The 22,953-nt window shown below is 73.5% G+C and carries 21 protein-coding genes; 5 read left to right on the forward strand and 16 right to left on the reverse strand.

What is annotated here, in order from left to right; all coding sequences use genetic code 11:
• Positions 1–109: 109 nt before the first annotated feature.
• Positions 110–1,141, reverse strand: a complete 1,032-nt coding sequence (locus ACGGZK_RS01975) for a LacI family DNA-binding transcriptional regulator (RefSeq protein ID WP_395244590.1) — start codon at positions 1,139–1,141, stop codon at positions 110–112.
• Between the two features lie 86 nt (positions 1,142–1,227).
• Here ACGGZK_RS01975 and ACGGZK_RS01980 point away from each other — a divergent pair, with 86 nt between their 5' ends.
• Positions 1,228–1,551 carry an ATP-dependent DNA ligase gene (locus ACGGZK_RS01980; protein ID WP_395244591.1) on the forward strand — a complete coding sequence of 108 codons (324 nt, stop codon included), beginning with the start codon at positions 1,228–1,230 and terminating at the stop codon, positions 1,549–1,551.
• Between the two features lie 30 nt (positions 1,552–1,581).
• Here ACGGZK_RS01980 and ACGGZK_RS01985 read toward each other — a convergent pair whose 3' ends face one another.
• The 3 genes from ACGGZK_RS01985 to ACGGZK_RS01995 form a co-directional block, all read right to left on the reverse strand.
• Complete coding sequence (locus tag ACGGZK_RS01985; protein ID WP_395244592.1) at positions 1,582–1,815, reverse strand: hypothetical protein; 234 nt, start codon at positions 1,813–1,815, stop codon at positions 1,582–1,584.
• 45 nt (positions 1,816–1,860) lie between these two features.
• Entirely contained in the window at positions 1,861–2,238 is a 378-nt protein-coding gene (locus ACGGZK_RS01990) for a hypothetical protein (RefSeq protein WP_395244593.1), read from the reverse strand.
• An 83-nt stretch (positions 2,239–2,321) separates the two neighbouring features.
• Positions 2,322–2,489 (reverse strand): hypothetical protein, encoded by a 168-nt coding sequence (locus ACGGZK_RS01995; RefSeq protein ID WP_395244594.1) that lies wholly within the window; start codon positions 2,487–2,489, stop codon positions 2,322–2,324.
• A gap of 283 nt (positions 2,490–2,772) precedes the next feature.
• Here ACGGZK_RS01995 and ACGGZK_RS02000 point away from each other — a divergent pair, with 283 nt between their 5' ends.
• Both ACGGZK_RS02000 and ACGGZK_RS02005 read left to right on the forward strand, forming a co-directional pair.
• Positions 2,773–3,657: an SDR family oxidoreductase gene (locus tag ACGGZK_RS02000; RefSeq protein ID WP_395244595.1), complete on the forward strand. Its 885-nt coding sequence runs from the start codon at positions 2,773–2,775 to the stop codon at positions 3,655–3,657.
• Between the two features lie 156 nt (positions 3,658–3,813).
• A complete protein-coding gene (locus tag ACGGZK_RS02005) occupies positions 3,814–4,806 on the forward strand; it encodes a DNA topoisomerase IB (protein WP_395244596.1) in 993 nt (330 codons plus the stop codon).
• Positions 4,807–4,877: 71 nt separating this feature from the next.
• Here ACGGZK_RS02005 and ACGGZK_RS02010 read toward each other — a convergent pair whose 3' ends face one another.
• Positions 4,878–7,352: an ATP-dependent DNA ligase gene (locus tag ACGGZK_RS02010; protein WP_395244597.1), complete on the reverse strand. Its 2,475-nt coding sequence runs from the start codon at positions 7,350–7,352 to the stop codon at positions 4,878–4,880.
• An 84-nt stretch (positions 7,353–7,436) separates the two neighbouring features.
• On the opposite strand from ACGGZK_RS02010, the gene ACGGZK_RS02015 reads away from it, so the two are divergent.
• On the forward strand, positions 7,437–8,492 hold the full coding sequence (locus tag ACGGZK_RS02015; protein WP_395244598.1) for a Ku protein: 1,056 nt from the start codon (positions 7,437–7,439) through the stop codon (positions 8,490–8,492).
• 18 nt (positions 8,493–8,510) lie between these two features.
• Here the strand turns inward: ACGGZK_RS02015 and ACGGZK_RS02020 are convergent, their stop codons facing one another.
• The 4 genes from ACGGZK_RS02020 to ACGGZK_RS02035 all read right to left on the reverse strand — a co-directional run bounded on the left by ACGGZK_RS02020 (position 8,511) and on the right by ACGGZK_RS02035 (position 11,515).
• The gene (locus ACGGZK_RS02020) at positions 8,511–8,951 is read right to left on the reverse strand and encodes a hypothetical protein (protein ID WP_395244599.1); all 441 of its coding nucleotides are present in this window, start codon (positions 8,949–8,951) and stop codon (positions 8,511–8,513) included.
• 112 nt (positions 8,952–9,063) lie between these two features.
• A complete protein-coding gene (locus tag ACGGZK_RS02025) occupies positions 9,064–9,882 on the reverse strand; it encodes a DUF5684 domain-containing protein (protein WP_395244600.1) in 819 nt (272 codons plus the stop codon).
• A 13-nt stretch (positions 9,883–9,895) separates the two neighbouring features.
• Complete coding sequence (locus tag ACGGZK_RS02030; RefSeq protein ID WP_395244601.1) at positions 9,896–10,669, reverse strand: hypothetical protein; 774 nt, start codon at positions 10,667–10,669, stop codon at positions 9,896–9,898.
• 102 nt (positions 10,670–10,771) lie between these two features.
• Complete coding sequence (locus tag ACGGZK_RS02035) at positions 10,772–11,515, reverse strand: IclR family transcriptional regulator (RefSeq protein WP_395246025.1); 744 nt, start codon at positions 11,513–11,515, stop codon at positions 10,772–10,774.
• 224 nt (positions 11,516–11,739) lie between these two features.
• Between ACGGZK_RS02035 and hutH the strand changes: the two genes are divergently transcribed.
• A complete protein-coding gene (gene hutH, locus ACGGZK_RS02040) occupies positions 11,740–13,317 on the forward strand; it encodes a histidine ammonia-lyase (protein ID WP_395244602.1) in 1,578 nt (525 codons plus the stop codon).
• 50 nt (positions 13,318–13,367) lie between these two features.
• Here the strand turns inward: hutH and ACGGZK_RS02045 are convergent, their stop codons facing one another.
• The 7 genes from ACGGZK_RS02045 to ACGGZK_RS02075 all read right to left on the reverse strand — a co-directional run bounded on the left by ACGGZK_RS02045 (position 13,368) and on the right by ACGGZK_RS02075 (position 22,883).
• Positions 13,368–14,264, reverse strand: a complete 897-nt coding sequence (locus ACGGZK_RS02045; RefSeq protein WP_395244603.1) for a phosphate ABC transporter ATP-binding protein — start codon at positions 14,262–14,264, stop codon at positions 13,368–13,370.
• A 77-nt stretch (positions 14,265–14,341) separates the two neighbouring features.
• Complete coding sequence (locus ACGGZK_RS02050; RefSeq protein ID WP_395244604.1) at positions 14,342–15,364, reverse strand: sortase; 1,023 nt, start codon at positions 15,362–15,364, stop codon at positions 14,342–14,344.
• On the reverse strand, positions 15,361–16,125 hold the full coding sequence (locus ACGGZK_RS02055) for a hypothetical protein (protein WP_395244605.1): 765 nt from the start codon (positions 16,123–16,125) through the stop codon (positions 15,361–15,363). The genes ACGGZK_RS02050 and ACGGZK_RS02055 overlap by 4 nt, the downstream gene beginning before the upstream one ends.
• Entirely contained in the window at positions 16,122–17,291 is a 1,170-nt protein-coding gene (locus ACGGZK_RS02060) for a hypothetical protein (RefSeq protein WP_395244606.1), read from the reverse strand. The genes ACGGZK_RS02055 and ACGGZK_RS02060 overlap by 4 nt, the downstream gene beginning before the upstream one ends.
• A gap of 175 nt (positions 17,292–17,466) precedes the next feature.
• A complete protein-coding gene (locus ACGGZK_RS02065; RefSeq protein WP_395244607.1) occupies positions 17,467–19,077 on the reverse strand; it encodes an immunoglobulin domain-containing protein in 1,611 nt (536 codons plus the stop codon).
• Between the two features lie 43 nt (positions 19,078–19,120).
• On the reverse strand, positions 19,121–20,296 hold the full coding sequence (locus tag ACGGZK_RS02070) for a hypothetical protein (RefSeq protein ID WP_395244608.1): 1,176 nt from the start codon (positions 20,294–20,296) through the stop codon (positions 19,121–19,123).
• 67 nt (positions 20,297–20,363) lie between these two features.
• On the reverse strand, positions 20,364–22,883 hold the full coding sequence (locus ACGGZK_RS02075; protein ID WP_395244609.1) for a hypothetical protein: 2,520 nt from the start codon (positions 22,881–22,883) through the stop codon (positions 20,364–20,366).
• Positions 22,884–22,953 lie beyond the last annotated feature (70 nt).

A 22,953-nucleotide genomic window follows, 5' to 3' on the forward strand; every position in this document is an offset into this window, starting at 1 on the left:
CGGCGTCTGGTGGGGAACGTAATCAGAGCAACAGAATGATGCAACTATTCAACAAATCGACATCAGGTTACGACGACTTGCGTGAACTTGCGTATGTCGTTTGCAAGATTCACGCAAGCTGTGCGTGGGGGCGCGACACCGGCGCCGGGCCGGTCGACCCGCGCACGACGAGCTCGGGCGCGAAGAGCACCTCGTCGCCGATGCGCAGGTCGCTCGAGACCTGCCGCATCAGCAGCTCGATCACCATGCGCCCCATCGCCTCGATCGGCTGGCGCACCGTCGTGAGCGGCGGCTCGGTGCAGTTCATCAGCGCCGAGTCGTCGTACCCGATCACCGAGATGTCCTCGGGCACCCGCAGGCCGGCGCGGCGGACCGCGCGCACCGCGCCGAGGGCCATCAGGTCGCTCGCGCACACGATCGCGGTCACGCCGGCGGCGAGCAGCCGCGTCGCCGCGGTCTGGCCCGACTCGAGCGAGTACAGCGAGTGCACGACCTGGCCGTCGCCGAACTCGAGCCCGTGGCGCTCGGCGACGGCCGCGGCGGCGGCGAGCTTGCGACGCGACGGCACGTGGTCGCTCGGGCCGAGCAGCAGGCCGATGCGCCGGTGCCCGAGCTGCACGAGGTGGCCGAACGACTGCTCCACCGAGAGGGCGTCGTCGCACGACACCGTGGCGAATCCGAGGCCGTCGATCGGGGCGTTGACCAGCACGGTCGGCAGGTTCAGCTCGGTGAGGCGGTCGTAGTGCTCGTGCGAGGCATCCGCCTGCGCGTACGCGCCGCCCGCGAAGATCACGCCCGACACCTGCTGGTGCAGGAGCAGCTCCACGTAGTCCGACTCCGAGATGCCGCCCGCGCTCTGGATGCAGAGCACCGGGGTGTACCCGTTCTGGGCGAGCCCGCCGCCGAGCGCTTCGGCGAGCGCGGGGAAGATCGGGTTCTGCAGCTCGGGCATCACGAGTCCGACGAGCCGGGCGCGCTCGCCGCGCAGCTTCGTCGGCCGCTCGTACCCCAGCACGTCGAGCGCGGTGAGCACCGCCGCGCGCGTGGAGGCCGAGACCCCGGGCTTCCCGTTCAGCACGCGGCTCACCGTGGCCTCGCTGACTCCGACCTTCCGTGCGACATCCGCAAGCCGTCTCGACATGGGCGCAATCGTACGCGGCAGCCTGCAAGAACACGACAACCGGTACCGCCCTCGGCGCGGGGACCCGACGCGACTACCCTGCTGACATGGGCAGGCTGATCTACAACTCCTCCTCACGTGAGATCGAGATCGACGACCGCACCCTCGCCCACCTCCGCGTCGCCATCCTGAACAAGCTGCGCCGTTCCGAGAGCTTCGCGATGACCTGGGAGCACGGCGTCGAGAACGGCAGCGGCCGAACGACGATCTGGCTGCACGAGTCCATCCCGCTGCAGTTCGTGTTCAGCGGCAATCGCCCGCCGAAGCTCAACCGCCTGTGGATCGAGCAGTTGCTGCTGTCGGCCAACAGCACGACGGGCCTGCACTACGTGCCCGAGCCTCCCGAGCACGAGGAGTTCGAGGGCGACTGAGCCGGTCCGCGGCTCGGTCGCCCGCGACCGTCAGTCGACGACCTCGCCCTGCGTGATGATGAAGGCGCGGTCGGCGGCCGAGAGCCGCCCCGGCACCGCGGCCGAGGCATCCGCCCCGATCACCTCGGTGATCTCCGCGACGACCGTCGCATCGAGCTCGCCGTCGCCCTCGAGCGCCGCCCACACGCGGTGCCGCGCGTCGATCGACAGGTGCGGCCACCAGTGCTCGATCGCGACGACCCCCTCTGGTCCATGTCCTGGCATCGGATCCCCTCCTTCCCGCTCCGCCCGGCCCCGCCGGGCCGGGCCTCACGCCGACGCGTCGACCCCGACGACCACCGGCTCACCATCGCCGACCGGTTGCGTCGTCACCTCGGCGGGCGCGTTGTCGAGGTGCTCGGGGACGAGCTGGATGCCGCCCGTCGAGTTCGCCGAGCGCATGAGCTCCTCGATCCACCGGACGCTGAGCTCGGGCCGCTCCGGCTCGTCGAACACGAACCGCAGCGGGATCGACTGGTGGATCCAGATCGTCGTGCGACCGCGCGGCTGGTCGTCGTCGTGCGTCCACGAGAGCGTGAAGGACTCGCCGCGGCGCAGCTTCGTGACGATCGCCACCTTGAGGTGCGCGAGCGCACGGTCCTCGATCCCGATCGGCGTTCCGGAATCGCCGTAGAACAGCGTCCCCACGGTCCGAGGATACGCCGAACGGGCGCCCGGTGGGCGCCCGTCCGCTGCATTCGGAGGCGACGGCCGAAGCCGTCGGCCCGCCGTCAGACCGCTCGCTTCCCGCCGCCGATGTAGCGGACCAGGAAGACGATCACGGCGATGACCGCGAGCGCGATGCCGACCCAGATCAGGAAGTTCAGGGTCGGTGCCAGGCCGCCCGTGATGAGCAGGACCACTGCGGCGATGGCGATGATGGCGACGAGGATGTTCATGGCATTCTCCTTCGGGTGTCCCGGCGCACGGCGATGGTTCTCGACGAGGCGGGCCGGCCGTTCGAGCCGGGCGGAGGGCGCGTTGTTCGGCGTCCTCGGGATCGACGCTACGCCCGGCGGGCGCACGGCAGAGAGGGCTTGACGGCGCCTTCCGCACGGTGGTAGCCGCGGGACGCGCGGCAGATCCGAGGGGTGGCTCGTCGCACCTCCCCGGTCCCGTGTCAACCCGTAGAGGGCCGTCCGGCACGCTGCCTACGGTCGAAGCGGTGGAAAGGAGACGCCGATGCACGACGACCATCTCGTCGATCCCACCACGAAGCACACGACCGACCCGTTCCCACGCCAGGAGCAGCGGCCGCCGGGCCTCACCTCGGAGATGCATCCGCTCCCGGACCACGGCGAGCAGAGCTACCGGGGTGCGCGTCGCCTCGTGGGGCGGAAGGCGCTCATCACCGGCGGCGACTCCGGCATCGGCCGCGCGGTGGCGATCGCGTTCGCCCGCGAGGGCGCGGACGTGGCGATCTCGTACCTCCCCGAGGAGGCCGGCGACGCGGAGGAGACGGCGCGCTGGATCGAGGACGCCGGGCGGATGCCCCTCCTCGCGCCCGGCGACCTGCGCGACGAGTCGTTCTGCGACGACCTCGTGAACCGCACCCGCTCCACGTTCGGCGGGCTCGACTTGCTCGTGCTGAACGCGGCGCACCAGCGCAACCGCGGCGGCATCGGCGAGCTGCCCACGAGCGACTTCGAGGAGGTCATGCGGGTGAACCTCTTCGCGCCCGTGTTCCTCGCCCGTGCGGCGGTGCCGAGGATGCGACCGGGCTCCGGCATCATCACGACGACGTCGATCCAGGGGTTCGACCCGTCGAGCCGGCTCGTCGACTACGCGATGACCAAGGCGGCGCTCGTGGCGTTCACGAAGGCGCTGGCCGAGGAACTCGGCCCCAAGGGCATCCGCGTCAACGCGGTCGCCCCGGGTCCCATCTGGACGCCGCTCATCCCGGCGACCGGGTGGCCCGACCACCTGCCCGGATTCGGGCAGGACACCCCGCTCGGACGGGCCGGCCAGCCGGCCGAGCTCGCGGGCGCCTACGTGTACCTCGCATCGGACGAGGCGTCGTACGTCTCGGGCGCGATCCTGCCGGTCACCGGCGGACGCGGGCTCTGAGGGCGGACGCCCGATCGAGGCATCCGCCCGCCCCGCGGCATCCTGCACAGGGCAACCGAGCGATACGAGAGAGGAGGCCGGAGATGCCCGGCACCAGCCGCAAGCGGAAGTCGGAGTCGATCTCCGCGCTCCGGAACCACTGACGGGTCCGCCGCCGTGCCGCGCCTGCGTCGGGTCGAACCCTACGTCTCGCCCGGGTACCGGCGCGTCCGGCGCGGATCCGGCTTCGCCTACGTGCACAGCGACGGCGGGTCGGCCGGCGCCGCCGAGCGGGGACGCATCGCCGACCTGGCCGTGCCGCCCGCCTGGACCGACGTCTGGATCTCGGACGCCGCGAACGCCCACCTGCTCGCGGTCGGCGTCGACGCCGCCGGGCGCCACCAGTACCTCTACCACCCGGCCTGGCGGGAGCGTCAGGACGAGGAGAAGTTCGAGCGGATGACCCGCCTCGCGCTCGCCCTCCCCGAGGCCCGGCGCACGGTCCGGCGCGACCTCTCGACCGACGAGCTGTCGCGCGAGCGCGTGCTCGCGGCGGCGTTCCGCACGCTCGATCTCGCGGCCATCCGGATCGGCTCGGAGGAGGCGCTCACCCAGGCGCGCACGCGCGGGCTCACCACCCTGCTGGTGCGCAACGCGATCGTGTCGGGCAACGCGATCGAGCTGCGCTTCCGGGCGAAGGGCGGCATCGCGCAGCGGATCACCGTCGCCGACGCCCCGCTCGCCGCGTTCGTCACGGAGAACGCGGCCCGTTCGGCGGCCGCGCGGCTCTACGCGTGGCGGGACCTGCGGCGCATGCGGTCGGTGCTCGCGACCGACGTGAACGAGGACATCCGTACGCGGACCGGCGGCGACTTCACGGCCAAGGACTTCCGCACCCTGCGCGGCACGATCGTCGCGGCGGACGCGCTCGCCGAGGTCGGCGCCTCGGCCCCGACCGCACGGGCGCGGGCCGCCGCGGTGCGCGACGCGATCGTGGCCGCCGCCGACGCGCTCGGGAACACCCCGGCGATCGCGAAGGCGAGCTACGTCGACCCGCGGGTCGTGCGCGCGTTCGAGGCCGGGCGCACGCTGTCGCGTCGCGGCGCGCCCGAGCGTGCCCTGCTGGAGCTGCTCGCCGTCGATGATGCGGAGGAGGACGCGGCGAGCTGACGGGACGGCTGCCGCGGCCGGCGGCGTCCGGCGGCGTCCGGCGACGTCCGGCGACGGTCGCCGACCGGAGGTCACGGTTCGCGGAGGATCTCCCCCGGTTCGCGGTCGGGTCGGAGTCCGCGCCAGCGGGGATGCCTCGCCACCCCGGTCCCCGTCCATTCGCCGAACTCGATCTCGGCCACGACCAGCGGTTCCACCCACTGGGCGTCGACGGCGTCGGGCGCCGGGACGGCGGCGAACGGCGACGTGTCGACCTCGAGCGGGCGGAGCGCGGCGAGCAGGGCGTCGAGGGTCCGCTCGCCCAGCCCACTGCCCACCCGACCCGCGTAGTCGAGGCGGCCGTCGTCGCGCGGCAGCCCGACCAGCAGCGAGCGGATGCGCCCCGTGCGAGTGCCCGTGCCCCTGCGGTACCCGCCGATCACGACCTCCTGCGTGCGCGTCACCTTGAGCTTGCGCCAGTCGTCGCTGCGCACGCCCGGACGGTAGCGCGACGCCCGCCGCTTCGCGACGAGCCCCTCGAGGCCGAGCGCCTCGGCCTCGGCGAGCGCGTCGGCCGCGTCGCCGTCGGCGAGCGCGGGCACCTCGACCGGCACGCCCGATCCCGGGCGGACGAGCCGTTCGAGCCGGGCCCGCCGCTGCGCGTACGGCTCGTCGACGGTCGACGTGCCGGCCACCTCGAGCACGTCGAACAGCAGCAGGCGCACCGGCACGGATGCCACGAGCGCCGCGATCTCGCGCGGGTCGGCCACGTTCATGCGGCGCTGGAGCAGGCCGAAGCTGGGTCGCCCCTCCTCGTCGAGCGCGACGATCTCGCCGTCGACGAGGGCATCGGCGCGGAGCGCCGCCCCGAGCCGCGCGAACTCGGGATAGCGGGCGGTCTCGTCGCGCCCGTTGCGGCTGCCGAGGCGGGCCGCGTCGCCCTCGGTGCGGGCGAGGATGCGCACGCCGTCCCACTTCCACTCGAGGGCCCAGTCGTCGCCCGGGAGCCGTCCCACGTCGCCCGGCGTGGCGAGCATCGGGCGTTCGTCGATCGGGCCGACCTCGGTCGACGCTGCCCCGGTGGACGATTCCTTCGTCGCAACCCGCAGGGCCGGTGTCGAAGAACTCAGTGCGTGGGGTGACGCGGTCGGCGTAACCGGCTGAGGCGAGGCATCCGCTCGCTGCTCCTTCATGCGATGCAGCAGCCAGCTCGACTTCTCCCCCTCGCCCTCGGTGCGGATGAGCGCCAGGCGCACCCGCCCGAGCGGCCCACCCGGCCGGCCGGTGAGCGTGAAGATCACCTCGTCGTCGCGCCACTTCTCGGCCGCGTAGGTGCCCGTGTCCCAGACGGTCATGCTGCCCGCGCCGTACTGGCCCGACGGGATGGTTCCCTCGAAGACGAGGTACTCCATCGGGTGGTCCTCGGTCTGCACGGCCAGGTGGTTCGTGCCGGCCGAGTCGGGCACGCCCTTCGGCACCGCCCAGCTCCGCAGCACCCCGTCGCGCTCCAGCCGCAGGTCGTGGTGCAGCCGGCGGGCGTGGTGCTCCTGGATGACGAACCGGGGGTCGCCGTCGGGTGCGGGCGCCCCCCAGGGCGATGCGGGCATCGGCTCGGGGGTCGCCCCCGCCGAGCGCATCGACAGGTAGGCGCCGAGCGGGCCTGCGCCGGCCCCGGCCCCCGCGGTCGCGAGGCCGGCCGTCGGATCGAGCCCTTCGGCCGCGCGCGCGAGCACCTCCTGCCACTCCAGGTGCCGCAGGCCCGGATCGTCGAGCTCCTCCCACGTGCGCGGGGCGGCGACCGTCGGCCGGAGGCGCCCGCGCAGCGAGTAGGGCGCGATCGTCGTCTTCGCCGCGTTGTTCTGGCTCCAGTCGATCAGCACCCGGCCGGCCCGGAGCGACTTCCTCATGCTCGACACGATCAGGTCGGGATGGTCGGCCTCGAGCGCCTTCGCGAGCTCGTGCGCGACGGCCGACGCCTGCTCCGACGTCTGCGACCCGTCGAGCGGCGCGTACAGGTGCAGGCCCTTGCTTCCGCTCGTCACCGGGAAGGCCGCCAGGCCCATGCCCTCGAGCAGCGCCCGCACCAGCCGGGCCACCTCCGCGCACTCGGCCAGGCCCATGCCCTCACCCGGATCGAGGTCGAACACCATGCGGTCGGGATCGCCGCGCGAACCGTCGGGCCGGAACCGCCACTGCGGCACGTGCACCTCGAGCGACGCCTGCTGCGCCAGCCACACCAGCGCCGCCCGCGAATCCACGACCGGATACGCCTTCGGGCCGTCCGAATGCACGATCTCGCCGCGGCGCAGCCAGTCGGGCGCGTGCTCGGCCAGGTTCTTCTCGAAGAACACCTGGCCCGGGGCGTCCGCCGTGCCCACGCCGTGCACCCAGCGCTTGCGCGTCACCGGCCGACCGGCCACCAGCGGCACCATGACCGGCGCGACCTCGGCGTAGTAGGCGACCACCTCGCCCTTCGTGAGGCCCGTCTCCGGGTACATGACCTTGTCGAGGTTCGTCAGCCGCAGGGTGCGGCCATCGACCTCGACGAGCCGTCGCTCCTCCCCCATGGGCCCATCCTGCCAGCCGATGCGCGGGGAACCACCGGGTTGCAAGGGGTTCCCGCGACGCGGCGCGGGGTGTGTACTGGGGGCATGCGAGCCGTCTGGAAGGGGGCGGTCACGTTCGGCCTCGTCAACGTGCCCGTCAAGCTGTACAGCGCCACCGAGACCCACGACGTGTCCCTGCACCAGGTGCACGCCGCCGACGGGGGCCGCATCAGGTACCAGCGGGTGTGCGAGATCGACGGCGAGGTCGTGCCGTACCAGGACATCGACAAGGCGTACGACGACGGCGAACGCACCGTCGTCATCACCGACGACGACCTGAAGGCGCTGCCCGCCGAGCGCAGCCGCGAGATCGAGGTCGTCGAGTTCGTGCCGAACGAGCAGATCGACCCGATCATGTTCGAGAAGAGCTACTACCTCGAACCCGACTCGGCGTCGTCGAAGGCGTACGTGCTGCTCCGCGAGACGCTGCAGTCGACCGACAAGACCGCCATCGTGCAGATGGCGCTGCGGCAGAAGACCCGGCTCGCGGCCCTGCGCGTGCGCGACGACGTGCTCGTCGTGCAGATGCTCCTCTGGTCGGACGAGGTGCGGGCCGCGGAGTTCCCGTCGCTCGATGCCGACGTGAAGATCAGCCAGAAGGAGCTCGACCTCTCGAAGCAGCTCGTCGAGAGCCTCGTCGCCGACTTCGAGCCCGAACAGTACGTCGACGAGTACCAGCAGGAGCTGCGCACGCTCATCACGGCGAAGCTCGAACAGGGTGACGCGCTCGACACGGCGGCCACGTTCGGCGAGCAGCCCGAGGAGGGCGGCGCCGAGGTCATCGACCTGATGGAGGCGCTGCGGCAGTCCATCGCGGCGAAGCGCGGCACGGCCGGCACGGCGGGCGCGGCGGGCGCGGCGGGCGCGGCGCGGGCGGCGCGGGCGGCGCGGGCGGATGACTCGGGCGACGCGGATGCCTCGGGCGAGGCGAAGGCCCCCGCGAAGGCGAAGGCGTCGTCGAAGCGCACGCCGAAGGCGGCGGCGTCGGGCGCGGCGTCGACGGCGAAGGCGAGCGGGTCGTCGAAGGCGTCCCGCTCGAAGGCCGACACCGCCGACGACGCCGAGAAGAAGCCCCCGGCGCGCAAGAAGCGCGCCTCCTGAGCCGGCGCGCGGCTCCGGCTACTCCGTGCAGACCTGCGTGACGGACACCGCGGCGGCCTGGATGCCCTGCTGCGCCTCGGCGATCGCGTCGCCGTCGGTCTCGGGCGCCTCCTCGCTGTTCGGATCCGGCGTCGGCAGCGTCTCGGCGTACGCGATGCCGTCCTGGATCCGGGCGTCGAGGTCGGTGAGCGCCTGGGCCACGTCGTCGTTCTGCGCGTCGGCCTCGAGCTCGGTCACGCGCTCCGACAGGCCCTCGAGGTAGCTCGTGAGCTCGTCGGGATCGGTGATGGTCGCGATCGCGTTCTGGGCGCCGTTCGAGATGTCGCGCACGGACACGCGGACGGTCTCGCACCCGGAGGCCTCCGTCGACTCGGGACTCGAGCCCGGCGAACTGCAGCCGACGAGCAGGAGTCCGCTCGTGACGGCGAGCGCGGCGATGGGAAGGGTCAACCTGGACATGACTTCGTACCCCCAAGATCATGTGGTTTCGGCCAGTGTACCGAGGTCGCCCGACGCCCGGAACGGCGCGAGCGGCCGCCGGAGGGCGGCCGCTCGCGAAGGTGCGCTCGGGTCAGGGTGCCTGCGGCGGGGCGGGCGGCGCCCACCCCTGCGGTGCGGCGGGCGGCGCCGGGGCCGCGACAGGCGGCTGGGCCGGGGCCGCGACGGGCGGCTGGGCCGGGGCGAACCCCGGAGCGAGCGGCACCGGCGGCACGGCCTGCTCGACCGGCGCCGGCGCTGCGGGGGCCGGAGCGTAGACGGGGGCGACCGGCGGCGCGGACTGGACCGGGTACGCCGACGCCGGCTGGCCCGGGAACGCCGTGGCCGGCGCCGGGAGGCCTGCGGCCGGGGCCGGGTAACCGGGCGCCTGCGCCGGGAAGCCCTCGGCTTGGGCCGGGTAGCCGGGCGCCTGCGCCGGGAAGCCCGCGGCCGGGGCCGGGTACCCCGACACCGGCGCCGGGAGGCCTGCGTTCGGCAGCGGCTGCTGCGGCACCCAGCCCGCCGGCGCCGGCTCGCGCCACGGTGCCCCGCCGAAGCCGATGAGGGCCATCCAGACCAGCGGGAGGAAGACGTACAGCGCGGTGAAGCCGCCGCCCTTGCCGAAGCCCTGGCCGATGCGATGCGCCGCGACGATCAGGAAGACGACGGCCACGATGTTGGCGCCGGGCACGAAGGCGAGGAGGGCGAGCCAGCCCTGCTGGCCGCCGAGCTCGAGCAGGCGCCAGGAGTTCAGGATCGGGACCCACGCGGGCCAGCCCGGACGGCCGGTCACGACGAAGACCTTCGAGAGGAGGAAGCCGGTCGCGACGTACGTCGCGACGCCGATCAGCCCGAACAGGCCGATCCAGAGGACATAGAGGAGGCCGATGGCGGCCGCGGTGGAGTCGGTCATCTGCGGACCTCCGTCAGATCAGGGAGAGGGTGAGGTGGGCGGGGAGGTCGGTCGCGACGGCGGCGTCGACCGCCTCCGACGTCGGGCACTCGACCGAGATGATGACGCCCTCGCCGGCCACGGCGAACGCCCGGGACAGGACGGCGATGTGCGTGGCATCCGTCTCGAAGTACTCGACCACGGCGTCGGCGGTGCCGGTGCCGGTACCCCCGTACCCGTCGGAGGTGGCGATGGTGGTCGTGTGGGCCTCGGGGTCGACCTCGGTCTCGAGGGCCCACTCGATGAGGCTGTGGCTGGCGCGCTCGTCGCCCTGGCTGACGTCGACGGCGGGGTCGAGGGAGCCGTTCAGGTACGACACGATGCAGCCCGTGGCGGAGTTCTCCCATGCGGTGTACGAGACGATGCCCGCGTCGGAGGCGGTCCAGGCCGCGTCGGCGACGAAGACGTCGGTGACCGCCGCGTAGGCGGCCGGGTCGACCTCGACGTCGAACGGGAGCTCGAGCATGGCTTCCGGCAGGTAGTCGTCGTCGGCGAACTCGCCGTCGAGGTCGCCGAGCGGGTCTTCCTCGTAGCTCTCGAGGTCGCCGGCGATCGCGGCCGGCACCGCCGCCAGCGAGACGGCCGTGACGAGGCCGACGATCGGCACGACGAGCAGCGGCAGGGCGCTGACGACGATGGCGACGGTCAGGGCGAGGCCGTAGCCGGGACGACGGGGCGGGACGGGCGCCTGGGGCGCCGGTCCGGGCGGCGGCGTGGGCAGGCCCGACGTGGGCGGGGCAGCGGTCACTACGGCTCCTCGGGGAGGGGAGGTGAAGGGGGACGAAGGTCGATCCTATGGGTCCGCTGTGCCGTTCCGGAGGATTCCGCCCGCCTGTGGGAAGTCGCGGTCCTACGCGTCGTCGTCGGTGCCGCCGATGCGACGGCTGAGCTCACGGGCCGTGTCGCGGACGGCGCCCCTGACGGCGTCGCGATCCACGTCGGCGGCCGCCCCGAAGGTGACGGCGACGGCGGCGGCCGGCCAGCCGAGGTGGTCGCGCACGACGGCGCCGATCGAGGCGAGGCCGGCCGTCACCTCGTCGTCCTCGGTCGCGAGGCCGCTCGCGCGCACGCCCGCCAGCACCGACTTCAGGCGGCCGTACGACCAGTCGGGTGTCGTGAACGCGGCGCGGTCGGGGTACAGCGCCCGGAGCTGCGCGGGCGGCAGCACCGCGAGCATCGCCCGGCCGGTGGCGGTGAGGTGGGCGGGCAGCCGCACGCCGACGTCGGAGACGAGCGAGGGCCGCCGCGGTGCGCGCTCCTCGACGAGGTACAGCACGTCGCGACCGTGGAGCACCGCGAGGTGCCCGCTCTCGCCGAGCCGGTCGACGAGCGCCGCGACGAGGGGCCGCCCGAGCCGGGTGAGCGGCTGCTGCCGGCTGAACCCGCTCGACAGCTCGAACGCGGCGACGCCGAGCCCGTACCGCCGCTCCTCGGGCAGGTGCACCACGAACCCGCGCTCGGCGAGCACGGCGAGGAGCTGGTACGTGGTCGACCGCGGCAGGCCGAGCGCCGAGGCGATCGTCGCCGCGGGCGCGGGCCCGCGCTGCGACGCGAGGTGCGCGAGGATGCGCAGCACCTGGTCGGCGGCGGGCACCTTCTCCCCGCGCCGCCGGCCGGCTCCGTCGTCGCCATGCGACCCTCCTCGCCGGTGCGCGTGCTTCGTCGCCACGGTGCGGACGCGAATCGTCGCTTCGCCCCGGCCGGAGCGACGATATGCGTCCACGCGGCGACCGTTCAGAAGCAGGGTAGTCCGGGATCCCGGACGGATGCCACGCTCCATCGGTTCCGGCGGCCCCGCCCCGGCGGTGGAATCGGAGCATGCGCACCACCACGCTCGAACGCGTCGCCGTCGGCATCGGCCCGCTCACCGTCGACGACGTCGTCGCCGTCGCCCGGCACGGGGCATCCATCGTCCTCGATCCCGACGCGCTCGACGCCGTCGCCGGCAGCCGCGCGATCGTCGAGGCGCTCGCCGAGGATCCCGAGCCGCACTACGGCATCTCCACCGGGTTCGGCGCGCTCGCGACCACGTTCATCGCCGCCGACCGTCGCGCGCAGCTGCAGGCGAGCCTGATCCGCTCGCACGCCGCCGGCTCCGGCGCGGAGGTGGAGCGCGAGGTCGTGCGGGCGCTCATGCTGCTGCGCCTCTCGACCCTCATGACGGGCCGCACCGGCGTGCGGCGCGAGACGGTCGAGGCGTACGCCGCCGCGCTCAACGCCGGCATCACGCCGATCGTGCGCGAGTACGGGTCGCTCGGATGCTCGGGCGACCTCGCGCCGCTCGCGCACTGCGCGCTCGCGCTCATGGGAGAGGGCGAGGTGCGGGTCTCGACAGGCTCGACCGACGGGGGCGGTGAGCTCATGGATGCCGCGGAAGCGCTCCGCGCCGCCGGCATCGAGCCGCTCCGGCTCGGCGAGAAGGAGGGCCTCGCCCTCATCAACGGCACCGACGGCATGCTCGGCATGCTCGCGCTCGCGCTGCACGACCTGCGCGACCTGCTCGCCACCGCCGACGTCGCCGCGGCGATGAGCGTCGAAGGCCTGCTCGGCACCGACGCGGTGTTCGCCGCCGACCTGCACGCCCTCCGGCCGCAGCGCGGCCAGGCCGTCTCCGCGGCGAACCTGCGGCGGCTGCTCGCGGGCTCGCCGATCGTCGCGAGCCACAAGGGGCCCGAGTGCACGCGCGTGCAGGACGCCTACTCGCTGCGCTGCGCCCCGCAGGTGCACGGCGCCGCGCGCGACACGCTCGCGCACGCGGCGTCGGTCGCGGAGGCCGAGCTCGCGAGCGCGATCGACAACCCGGTGGTCACGCCCGACGGGCGCGTCGAGTCGAACGGCAACTTCCACGGCGCGCCCGTCGCGTACGTGCTCGACTTCCTCGCGATCGCGGTCGCCGACGTCGCCTCGATGAGCGAGCGGCGCACCGACCGGTTCCTCGACCGGGCCCGCAACCAGGGCCTGCCGCCGTTCCTCGCGCACGAGGCCGGCGTCGACTCGGGCCTCATGATCGCCCAGTACACGGCCGCCGGGATCGTCTCCGAGCTGAAGCGCCTCGCCGCCCCGGCATCCGTCGACTCCATCCCGTCGTCGGCCATGCAGGAGGACCACGTGTCGATGGGCTGGGCCGCCGCGCGCAAGCTGCGGCGGGCCATCGACGGCCTCGGGCGGGTGCTCGCGATCGAGGTGCTGACGGCGGCTCGGGGCATCCGCCTGCGCGCTCCCCTCGCACCGGGCGCCGCGACCGGCGCCGTCGTCGACCTCGTCGCGGAGCTCGGCGGCTCGCCAGGACCCGACCGCTACCTCTCCCCCGAGATCGAGGCGGTCGCCGCCGCGGTCGCGTCGGGCGCGGTGGTCGCCGCCGCGGCCGAGGCCGCCGGGGGCGGGCCGCTCGCCTGACGCTGGCGGCCGTGCGGGCCGCGGCCGTGGCTCCGGGCCCTCGCGCGGGCTCAGCCGAACCGGCCGTTCACGTAGTCGGCGGTGCGGGGGTCGATCGGGTCGCCGAACATCGCCTCGGTGTCGCCGTGCTCGACGATGTGCCCGGGCCGCCCCTGGCCGGCGAGGAAGAACGCGCACTGCTGCGAGACGCGCTGCGCCTGCTGCATGTTGTGCGTGACGATCACGATCGTGACCTCGTGCACGAGCTCGAGCATCGTCTCCTCGATCACGCGGGTCGAGGTGGGGTCGAGCGCCGAGCAGGGCTCGTCCATGAGCAGCACCCGCGGCTTCACGGCGAGCGAGCGGGCGATGCAGAGGCGCTGCTGCTGGCCGCCGGAGAGGCCGCCGCCCGGCGCTCGGAGCCGGTCCTTGACCTCCTTCCAGAGGCCCGCCTTGGTGAGGCACGACTCGACCAGCTCGTCCTTCGTCGACCGGCTCACCCGGGTGCCGGTGAGCTTCAGACCCGAGATCACGTTGTCGTAGATCGACATCGCGGGGAACGGGTTCGGCTTCTGGAACACCATGCCGATGTGCTTGCGCGCATCGGTGAGCGGCCGCGCGCTGTCGTAGATGTCGTCGCCCTCGAGCAGGACCTCGCCCGCGAGGCTCGCCGACGGGACGAGCTCGTGCATCCGGTTCAGGATGCGCAGGAACGTCGACTTGCCGCACCCCGACGGCCCGATGAGCGCCGTGACGACCCCCGCCGGCATCTCGAGCGAGACCCGGTCGAGCACGAGGTGCTCGCCGAACCAGGCCGAGACGTTGCGGGCATCGAGGCCCGCGAGCGGTGCGTGCGGCTCGACCTGTTCGGCCGCGCCCGCGCCGCGGCCGAAGGGCGGCAGGAAGCCGCCCAGTCGACCGGCACGGCGCTCGGGGATCGCCTCGACGGTGGTGAAGGTGTCGGACATGGTCTGGCTTCTCTCGTCGGTGCGGATGTCGCGGGGTGGGCGGGTTCGGGCGGGTTCTGGGTCCGGGCGGGTTCGACTCAGAGGAGGTTCGGCAGGAGCCGAGCGACCTGGTCGGCCACGAGCAGGCCGCCGAGCAGGAGCACCGGGACGAAGACGATCCACGTCTTCTGGGCGCCGACGCGGCGGAAGCTCCACACCGCGCCGACCTCGGCGACGAGCAGGAACTGCAGCGCGAAGACGAGCGCCCACACGGTGGTCGTGTCGGTCGCGAGGGCGGCGTGCTCGGGCGGCAGCGTGAGGGTCGTCGTCTGCCGGGCACCCGTGGGCTGCGCCGCCGAGGTCGCCTGCGCGTCGACGTACGCGATCCCGGACGGCACGAAGGGCGCGCCGCGCGCGGTCTGGAGGATCATGCGGCTCTCCCCGCGCTTCGGCGCCGGCGGCGTCGGATCGCCCGCGTAGCGCAGCCCGATCACCTCGAACTCCTGCAGCCCCTGGCCGGTGCGAACGGTGATCTCGTCGCCGGGGACGAGGCGCTGGATGCCGCCGAACGGCCCGCCGTACGCCGCCGCACGACCCATGATGACGCTGACGCCCGCCTGGCCGGGCAGGACGGTGTCGCGCCGATGCCCCGGCCCGCCGGCGAGCTCGGCGGCCGAGGTGCCCTCGACGACCACCTCCTCGACCCCGAGGCTCGGGATCGACAGCAGCGCGACCGGCGCGCCGTCGGGCAGCAGGTGGTCCTCGAAGTCGCCCTCGCTCACGGGCGCCGTACCGGCCTGGAGCTCGGCCCGGAACGTGTCGAGCAGCCGCTGCTGCGCGGCGAAGTGCTGCAGGTGGCTGAGCACGGCGAGCTGGAGCACGAACATGAGCAGGAGACCTGCCAGCACGGCGGCGACGCTGCGGATGAGCGCCTGCGTCGTCGTGAGCGGCGCGAGTTCGGCGGGCGGCAGCGGGGGCCGCCTCGGGGGCTTCGGCGGTCTCGGCGGCTTCGGCGGCTTCATCCGGCCCGTCGGCGGCGGCCAGTCGTCGGCCGGGTCGTAGGTCTCCGGGCTGAAGCTGTCGAGCACCTGCGTGTGGTCGGGCGCTGCGGGGCCGCTCAACGCCGCCCCCAGAGGCGACGGAAGAGTCCCGCGGATCCGCCGACCGCCACGAGCACGCCGACGAGGAGCCACGGCACCGCGAGCGTCCAGGCGTCGCGACGGACCGGCTTCTGCTCCACCCCGCCGATGGTCTCCGGCGGCGTGAGCTCGGCCGTGGCGTTCACGAGCACCTGCTGCACCGGCCCCGTCAGCAGCACCGAGATCGTGCGCTCCTCCTGCGGCTCGAGCGTCGCCGTGCGCGTCGCGTCGGCGACCTGCATCCCGAGGACGTTCGCGACGCCGAAGTCGGCGCCCACCTCGACCGTCTCCTCCGAGAGGTTGCTGACGGTGACCTCCAGCGCGAGCGCACCGACGAAGGGGTTGAGCGACGACCGGTTCACGACCTTCACGCCGCTGACGAGGAGTGCGAGCTGCTCGCCGGGGAGGGTCGAGGCCGGGTCCGCGGCCGGCTGGGAGGGCTGGGTGCCACCGGTGCTTCCCGCAGGCGTCGACCCCGTGCCGGAGCCGGTCCGCGGCACGACCGACCCGCCCGGCGGGAGCCCTCCCGACCCGAGCCCGGGCGTGGGCGTCGGCGTGGGGGTGCCGTCGGTCACGACGACCAGGAGGTTGCCGTCGGCGGGCTCGGCGTCGTCGGCGACCGCCGGGCCGGCGACGAGCGGTGCCCCGACGAGCTGGGCCCCGACGAGGAGGGCCACGAGCACGGCGGCGCCGCGCGCGACGGTCGCGCTCCCGCGCCCGCGCCGGAGTGGTGGTGCGGTCACGGACCCGCCGCCCTGCCGGCGCCCGAGCTCGGGCCTGCGCCTGCGCCCGCGCCTGCGCCTGCGCCTGCGCCTGCGAGTTCGGGATCGCCGGCCGCCTGCGCCGCCTTCCGGCGCGCCTCCTGCTCGGTGTACGCGATCCACGCCTGCGCGCGCGAGGCATCCCGACGGCGCCGCCAGCGGAGGAACAGGAAGACCAGCGCGCCGGCCGCGAGGAGCGCCAGCAGGGCCCACGGCACCGTCCACGTCACCGTGTCCCTCGTGGTGCCCGCGACGGCCAGCAGTTGGGCATCGGCGTCGTCGGTGTCGACGAACGGGTTCAGCCGCGCGTGCGGGTTCAGGTACGCCCACTGGCCGACGCCCGTGAGGTCGAACTCGTAGGACGCGGAGTTGCCCGGCAGCAGCACCGGGATGCTCCCGCCCTCGTTCCCGGCCGCGGGGATGCCGAGCCACGTGGCGACCCCCATCGTGACGTTGGCCGCGAGGGCGACGTTGCCCGGGTTGGTCACGGAGTACCGGACCTTCACGGTGCCGCCGAACGGGTTCCACCAGTCGCCCTCGTACGCGGCGTCGAAGCTCCCGATGGTCAGCTGCGGTTGCAGCTCGCCCGACACCCGGGCGTAGACGGCGGTCGCGACGCGGCGGTCGAGGCTCACCTGCTGCCCCTCGTCGACGACGGACGCGACGATGCCGCCGACGTGGTCGCCCGGGGTGGCGTCGGCCGCGAACTCGACCGTGAAGGGCACGAGGCGCACCTCGTCGGGCGCCAGCGAGAACCGGATGCGGTCCTCGCCGTTCTCGAAGCGCACCCACGCGCCGACGGCGGTCGGGGTCTGCGCGGTCGCGAGCAGGGCGAACGAGCCGTCGGGCGCGTTGAACGCGTCGGTGGCGTACACGGTGAAGTCGCGCGTCTCGGTGCCCGTGTTGCCGACGAGCACCTGGTCGGACACGGTCTGGCCGGGATCGGCGGAGTACGAGAATCGCGTCCGCCCGTCGGGGCGGCCGTCGGCACCGGCGGGTCGCGTCGCGACGCCGACCGTGCTGTCGCCCTCGGCCGCGGTGGCGGGGAGGGCGGGCTGGAGGAGGCCGACGGTCGCGGCCAGGGCGAACACGAGGGCGACGGCACCCCGGAGGAGGCGCGCGCGTGTGCTGCGAGGCAAGGTGTGCACCGGTCAATCTGCGCAGGTGAGGGCGACGAGCATCCGTCGCGGAGGTGAACGAGGCGGGAGCGAGACCTGTCCCGGAGATGAGGACCCGGCCGGGATGCCCCGAACCGGGGACGCACCGATGGGAAGGCCGCGGGCGGCCTTCCCATCGGGCTCATGGCGTCGAGCCGACGTCAGCTCACTTGGAGGTGAGCGTGAGTGTCAGCGTCGAGTGGTACTCACCGGCCTGCGCCGTCACCGGAGCGGTGAAGGTGAGGTCGGCGTCGAGCAGGGCGCCCGTCGGCACCGTCGACACGGCGGTGCTCTCCGCGATCTTCGAGCCGACCGCGGTGGGGATGGTCACGCCGGCGAGCGGGGTGTAGCCCGCGTAGGCCTGCGGCTTGAGCGTGAGCGCCGAAGCGGGGATCACGTCGCTGCCCTTGGTGAAGTCCGACCACGCGGCGTCGAGGCTCCAGCCCTTCAGCACGTTGCGGTCGTCGATCACGGTGACCTTGCCGAGCTTCGCCGTGGCGCTCGCGTTGCGCGCGACCGAGCCGAAGTCGACCTTCGTGTTCTCGGCCTCGAGCGCCCAGAGGTCGCTCGCCGTGACCGTCGCCTGGACGTCGACGGTGTCGGTCAGCGGGTCGCCGACCACGGTCGGGATCACGATCGTGCCCCACGCGACGACCGTGAAGGTCGCGTCACCGGGCACGGTGAGGCCGATGGTGTGGGCACCGGCGGGCAGGCCCGTGATGTCCACGACCGCGGTGCCGGCGGCGTCGGTCGTGACCTGGCCGAGGTTGGTCGGGTCGGACCAGCCCCAGGCCTGCAGGGTCTGGGACTCGTGGCCCGCGCCGGCCGGAACCGTCACGGTCGTGGCGCCCTTGGCCGGGTCGGCGATGGTCACCTTGCCGGGAGCGGAGCCGGTGGGCTCGGTCGGGGCGACCTGGGCGACCGTCAGGGTCGCGGCATCCGTGGTCGCCGAGCCCTTCGAGTTGGTGAACACGGCGCGGTACTGGGTGCCCGACTGGGCGAGCGTCGCGTTCGAGACGGTGAGCGTCGCCCCCGTCGCACCCGCGACGTCGGCGAAGCTGCCCGCTCCGACCTTCGACTGCCACTGCACCGTCGGCGCCGGCGAGCCCGAGGCCGCGGCCGTGAAGGTCGCGGTCGCCCCGGGGTTGACCGTGGCGTTCGCCGGCTGGGTCGTGATCGCCGGGGCGACCGAGGTGTCGGCCACCGGCTGGGAGAAGGTGTACGTCGCGGTCGACGGCGTGCCTGCCGTGATCGTCACGTAGCTGAAGGCGACCTTGGTGACCTCCGTGCCCTTGACGAACGCGAGGCCGATCGACCAGTCACCGCCCTGCGCCGCGACGGCCGCGGCACCCGCCGGGGACCCCGTGCCGGTCACGACGAGGTTCGCCGGGCTGACGGCGGCGAGCGCGACGTCGGCGCTGCCGCCCCAGTACGAGTACCCGTTCCACGCGGTGTAGTCCCGCTCCTGCCCGCGAGGGGAGATGAACGTGTACCACGAGTCGGCATCCGCTGCCGGGGGCGCGGTGAACACCGCGAGCGGGTCCGTCGCCGAGGGGCCGGCGAAGGGCTGGTCGCCCCACTGGAGCACGGTCCCACCCGCGAACGGCACGCCGTTCTCGTCCAGGAGGTAGACCGCTTCATCGGTCTGGCCGGCACCGGAGCCGACGGTGGGCGCGACGGAGCTGTCGGCGTAGGCGGCCGTCGGAGCGACGACCGCGAGCGCGGCCAGCGCGACGGTCACCAGCCCGGCGATGCCGAGCTTCTTCGTGTTGTTCACTGAACTGCCTTTCGCATTCGATGATCGAGTCGGGGCCGCGTCGCTAGTTCGCGCGGTATGCAGCGTTGGCCGGCTCCTGGAAGCCGAACTTGATCTTCACGGCCTTGGCCGTGGAGGGCAGGGGCGAGGAACCCCAGTACGTGAGGCTCGTCAGGTTCGACGGGTTGAGCGCGGCGGCGAGGCCGGCGTCGTAGCCGGGCTGGCCCGACGTGATCCGCGCCCAGGGCACGATGATGTACGTCGTGCGCCCGTACGCGCCGTTGTAGAACGCGCTGACGCCGGCCAGGCTCGGCGCCGTGCCGGTCGTCGCCGCGACGCCGTTCGGGCTGCCGAGCGTGATGCCGCTCGTGGTGTTGGCAGCGGCGACGCCGTTCGCCTGCGCGATGTAGCTGGCCGCCGAGAACGGGATGACCTGGATCTCGCCGGCACCGGGGTTCAGCACGTTGCCGTTGTTCTCGGGCAGCGTCGTGGCCGACGGGTTCGATGCCGCACCCGGCGTGATCGACCCGGACCCGCCGTTCAGGACCTGCAGCCAGAAGTTCCGCGTGCCCGAGCCGCTCTGCGGGAGCCGCGGGACGATCACGTCCGCCTGTCCGGGGACGGCGGTGTTCGACGCGCTCGTGTAGATCGCGTTGAGCTGCGCCGTGCTCAGCGAGGCCACGTAGCTGAGCGACGCCGCGCTCACGCCCGAACCGGCCTTGAACGCGTAGGAGACGGCGTCCTGTCCGAACGGGAGGTACTGGTACGTGCCGCTCGCGTTGACGGTGCCCTCGCTGGACGTACGCGAGGCGTCGATCTGTCCGTTGATCGTGTACGTGCCCGCGAGGCCGGCGTTCACGTAGAGCGCGGTCGAGCTGATGTTCCACGGCGTGTTGGTGTACGAGGCGATCAGCGCGCTCTTGCCGTTGCCCGAGCCCGACGGGCGCGGGAAGGTCGGGCCGGCCGGCTTCGTCTGGACGGTGCCGATGCCGCCCGCGATGCCCGGGGCGAACGCGTCGTACGACGACACGACCTTGCCGAGGCCGGTCGTGCGGACGGTGCTCGCGCCGTTCTTGAATCCGTTCGCCAGGGCGCCGACCGCGTCCTGGAGGGTGTCGGACCCGACGATCACGTACCCGTCGCTCACCGGGTCCGCATAGGCCGGAGCCGCCGAGAAGGCGATACCGGCGGCAGCGACCACAGCGGTTGCACCGAGTGCAGCCACCTTCTTGATCTTCATTGCTGTCCTTATCTGTGTTGGATCCGGGTCGCGAACACGTCCCGGCGGGAGTCCGCCTCGCGGCGGCTCACGTTCTGATCGGCCGTCGACGTGACGCGAGCCACGCGACGACCACGGCGATCACGCCGAGGAGGAGGGCGGCCGGGATCGCAGGAGCGACGTCCACGACCGGATCCACGGGCGTCGTCCCGCCGCTGAGCGCCGGGCTGGACGCGCCGCTCGCGGCGGGGTCGGCCGGGGCGGGTGCCGCCTGGACCGGCTGCGACGCCGTGCCGGCGCCGACCGGCGCGGTCGTCACGGAGCCACCGGTCGACGCGGGCGTCGAGGTGGTCGGCTTCGGGGCGGGGCCCGACTCGATCTGCTGCGCAGCCGCCTGGGCCTGGACCACCCACGAGTCCGGCACCGGCGCGTAGCCCGCCGGGAGCTCGCCCAGGGCGGCGCCGGGCCTCTGGCCGTCCGCGACGGCGTACCGGATGAACTGCGCGTAGTCCTGGCGGAGGTCCGCGCTCAGTCGGGCCGGGTTGGCCGCCGCGTACACCGGCATCGCGAGCGGGTACGCGGCCGCCGAGCCCTTCGCCGCGTCGGAGGCGCTGTCGTAGGCGCGCACGACCCCGCCCGCGCCGACCGGCTGCATCGCCGCCGCGGCGGCGAGCAGGCCCGCCTCGGTGGGGGCGACGTACTCGCCCGCCGGGTTGCGGAGGGCGGCGACGTGCACCTCGTACCGCGCCGCGGCGCTCGCGTCGGTGATCCCGAGCACGCGTTGGAACCCCGGGAGGTCGCGGCCCGACTTCCCGTACTTCGGCGGAGCCGAGTTCGGGTCCCAGGCGCCCAGGCGCTGGCCGTCGCCGCGCAGCGTCAGGTAGGCGGAGGCGTCGAGGTCGTTGACGTACGGACGCCAGGTGACGATGTTCAGCGCGCCCTGCCCGGCCGGGGTGAACTCGAGCGGGTCCGCCTTGGGGAAGTTGTCGCGGGGGACCGAGAACGCCGTGCCGCTCGAGTTCCTCGCGGCGTCCGTCGCGTACCAGGGGTTCACGGTCATGCCCCACCGGTCGGGCTCGCCGGCCATGAAGGCCGCGCCCTCGGGGTCGGCCATGATGTACCGCCACACGGCGGTCGCGGCATCCGACCGGCCCTGCGGCATCAGCAAATCGGCGATCGCGGGCGAGAGGAGCGACTGGTAGGACCACTCCGGCGCGTTGATCTCGCGGAACTCGGGGTCCTTCGTGAGGTTCTCGGGGTTGTCGGGATCGAGGTACGAGCGGTCCGCCTCGGTCGGCAGCGACCCCCAGTAGGAGTTCGTCAGCAGCTTGGCGAGCAGGCGCGGCGTCAGCTTGAGGTCGTCGAAGGGCAGCCGAGCGGATGCCTCGTACTCGTCGGGGACCTCGCTGAGCGGGTCCGGGTTGCGGTCGACGGCGAAGCTGATCGCGAGGCCCGACAGGGCGACGGGGGCGTAGACGAGGTCGCCGGACTGGTCGGCCAGCGGATAGCTCGCGAGGGCGAGCGCGGCATCCTGGGTCGTGTCGGCCGCGAGGAGCGCGTCGGACTCCGCGCTGGCGAGGTGGGAGAACACGGCGCCGTCCTGCTGCCGGCAGAGGAGCGGCTGCCACGACTGCACGGCGAGGGAGGCGATCTCGCTGCCCGCGAGCTGCCGCTCGGCGGCGCCGACCGCGCAGCGGGCGCCGACGGGGGCGAAGTCGAGCTTCACGGCGAGCGCATGCTTCCAGCTGTCCCAGAAGAGGCCGGACTGCGTGATCGCCGGCGCCCCGTTGTCGGCCTGCCCGCGCGGCAGCACGACGAGCCAGCACGACGCCCCGCGGACCTCGCCGTCGATATCCACCGGGTCGCCGCAGCCGAGGCCGGGCGACTGCATCGTCGTCTGCACCTCGAACGAGATCGCGCCCGTGCCGTCGGCGCCCGACCCGGCCCACGGCACCTCGTTCGTCGAGTTGACGTTGAAGAACCGGTTGTTGTTGACGTCGACGTTCGCGTCGTGGACCTTCGTGCCGCCGTCGTTCGTCGTGATCGAGTCGACCACCTCACCGTTGCGGGCCCGGAACGGGATGGAGGTGTACGCGCCCTCGAACGCGCTCGCCCGGGGCGCGGAGTAGGGCTGGTCCTCGGCGGGGATGCCGTCGAACTCCTGGCGCCGGGTGCTGTCCCGCGTGCTCCCTCGCGACGCGACGCCACCGTACTGGCAGGTGGTGCGGTCGGGGCGCGTCGCGTCGGCCGGGTCGTCGCCCCAGCACTGGAAGACCTGCAGGAACCAGCTGCCGCCGCTCGACGAGCTGCCCGGCACGGACTGGTGGCCGCCGGTGCCGGTCCAGCTCACCTTGATGCCCTGCTGGCGAAGGTCCTGGGTCTGGGAGACGGTGACGGCGAGGTCGGGGAACGGCGCGTCCGTGTATGCCGGGTCCTGCTCCTTCGCGGTGACCGTGACCGCCGAGGAGCCCTCCGCGTGCGCCGCCGAGGCGGCCACGACGACGCCGGAGACCGCGACCAGCGCGACGGCGATCACCCCCGCCAGGAGCCCGGTCGATCCGGCCGCGATCCGCCGCGGACGGCGCCGGGCCGGACGTCTACTCTGCACAGGTTCCTCCACGAGGACGGGCGGCAGGTTCCTGCCGGCGGGTTGAAGCTATGGGCGGTTCGTGACGCTC

It is taken from the genome of Agromyces sp. MMS24-K17 (assembly GCF_043950245.1).
In the GTDB taxonomy this organism is placed as follows: domain Bacteria; phylum Actinomycetota; class Actinomycetes; order Actinomycetales; family Microbacteriaceae; genus Agromyces.

Bases quoted from the DNA above. Each gene is read 5' to 3' on its own strand.
- ACGGZK_RS01975 (WP_395244590.1), bottom strand. From the start codon at position 1,141: ATGTCGAGACGGCTTGCGGATGTCGCACGGAAGGTCGGAGTCAGCGAG.
- ACGGZK_RS01980 (WP_395244591.1), top strand. From the start codon at position 1,228: ATGGGCAGGCTGATCTACAACTCCTCCTCACGTGAGATCGAGATCGAC.
- ACGGZK_RS01985 (WP_395244592.1), bottom strand. From the start codon at position 1,815: ATGCCAGGACATGGACCAGAGGGGGTCGTCGCGATCGAGCACTGGTGG.
- ACGGZK_RS01995 (WP_395244594.1), bottom strand. From the start codon at position 2,489: ATGAACATCCTCGTCGCCATCATCGCCATCGCCGCAGTGGTCCTGCTC.
- ACGGZK_RS02000 (WP_395244595.1), top strand. From the start codon at position 2,773: ATGCACGACGACCATCTCGTCGATCCCACCACGAAGCACACGACCGAC.
- ACGGZK_RS02010 (WP_395244597.1), bottom strand. From the start codon at position 7,352: ATGGGGGAGGAGCGACGGCTCGTCGAGGTCGATGGCCGCACCCTGCGG.
- ACGGZK_RS02015 (WP_395244598.1), top strand. From the start codon at position 7,437: ATGCGAGCCGTCTGGAAGGGGGCGGTCACGTTCGGCCTCGTCAACGTG.
- ACGGZK_RS02020 (WP_395244599.1), bottom strand. From the start codon at position 8,951: ATGTCCAGGTTGACCCTTCCCATCGCCGCGCTCGCCGTCACGAGCGGA.
- ACGGZK_RS02025 (WP_395244600.1), bottom strand. From the start codon at position 9,882: ATGACCGACTCCACCGCGGCCGCCATCGGCCTCCTCTATGTCCTCTGG.
- hutH (WP_395244602.1), top strand. From the start codon at position 11,740: ATGCGCACCACCACGCTCGAACGCGTCGCCGTCGGCATCGGCCCGCTC.
- ACGGZK_RS02045 (WP_395244603.1), bottom strand. From the start codon at position 14,264: ATGTCCGACACCTTCACCACCGTCGAGGCGATCCCCGAGCGCCGTGCC.
- ACGGZK_RS02070 (WP_395244608.1), bottom strand. From the start codon at position 20,296: ATGAAGATCAAGAAGGTGGCTGCACTCGGTGCAACCGCTGTGGTCGCT.